The organism is Klebsiella pneumoniae subsp. pneumoniae HS11286 (assembly GCF_000240185.1).
In the GTDB taxonomy this organism is placed as follows: Bacteria; Pseudomonadota; Gammaproteobacteria; order Enterobacterales; family Enterobacteriaceae; genus Klebsiella; species Klebsiella pneumoniae.
In genome coordinates, this window is sequence record NC_016841.1 from 1 (window position 1) to 1,308 (window position 1,308).

General features: G+C 47.9%; 1 protein-coding gene. It reads left to right on the forward strand.

The window, feature by feature from the left end; genetic code table 11:
• Positions 1 to 325: 325 nt before the first annotated feature.
• Positions 326 to 862: a RepA plasmid replication protein gene (locus KPHS_p600010; RefSeq protein YP_005221105.1), complete on the forward strand. Its 537-nt coding sequence runs from the start codon at positions 326 to 328 to the stop codon at positions 860 to 862.
• Positions 863 to 1,308 lie beyond the last annotated feature (446 nt).

Sequence of the window (1,308 nt, forward strand, 5' to 3'; positions counted from 1 at the left end):
CGGAACCCCTGAAGGGGCCCCCACGATTTTTCGGTTGCCAATGGTTAAATTTTCACCGTTTTTTGCCCGACTGAAAGGAGGGTGCTACCTGGAGATCTCGCAGCTCGCTGTGAGATCTTTTTAGATAAGAAGGAAAAAATTGTATGTTGTTGTTTTTATTATGGGTTTATAAATGTGTTGTCGCATCCTAGGGGCGACAACGTTGTCGCATCTATAGGATGCGACAGATATACCCAACATGTCGTGCAAATGCGACATGTTGACACAAAAAAATGACAACTGTATGTTACTTTCAAACGACATGGTGTCGCAGGAGAGATAGTCTATGCAAACTCAAAATGTTGTGACGGACAAAGAACGGGAAATCAGAAAAAGAGATCTTGAAGATAAAGACCGTAAAAACGCCTCAGAGCGTCGACAGGAGCAAAAAAACCAAAACTTCACCCAAGTATACCCTTTAGGCTGGAAGCGTCTCAGAGAGCTTTTCAGGAAGAATCCGGGGGCAGCAGAGCTTTATTCAATGCTTGCAGAAAACATTGATGGCTCTTGTGGTGCGGTTGTTGCCGATCAAACCCATTTAGCATCGTTGCTTGGTGTTGGTAGACAAACAATATCTAGGTACGTTAAGTGGCTAGAAGAGCAAGGTGTTTTAGTAAAAATCCCAGTAGCTGGAAAGGTATGCGCTTATGCTCTCAACCCGCATGAAGTCTGGAAAGGCTACGATAATGCCAAACCGTATGCCGCATTTTTGACGAAAACCCTAGTCAACAAAGACGGCGATATTCAGCGCCGAATCATGGCCATGTTCCACGGAAACGATGCCCGTCAGGGCATGGAAGGCGACACGCCAGAAGCCGAATAGATTCCCGTTCGCCAAATCGCCGAAGCCCGCCCGCAAGGGCGGTACAGGTTCCACAAGGAGCTGCTTCACCACTCCACCCTGCAAAGCCCTAAAACGCTCTCAGAACGCACGTAAGCCATTTTTCCGCCCAAAGCCCACGTGAGCCCGTAGAACGTCAAAAAACGCGTCAAAACGCGTTTTATTGCGTTTTACGGGTGATTTCGTGGGTCTTGCCGGACTGGTTCACCAGGACGGCTAGAGGCGGAGTACTCCGATTATCCAGACTGATCTCATCTCTCAAATTCGTGAAATTAGAGAGATGCGCACTTATATGTTTCCTCGCCGTTGGCTCAGAAACATGTGCGGCCTGCGGCGCTAAAACCCGTCTGGCAGGTGGTTGCGCTCACTGCGTGAACACAACCACCTTCCCCAATTTTTTTTGATCGGTGCGTTGGCAACAAAAAAAT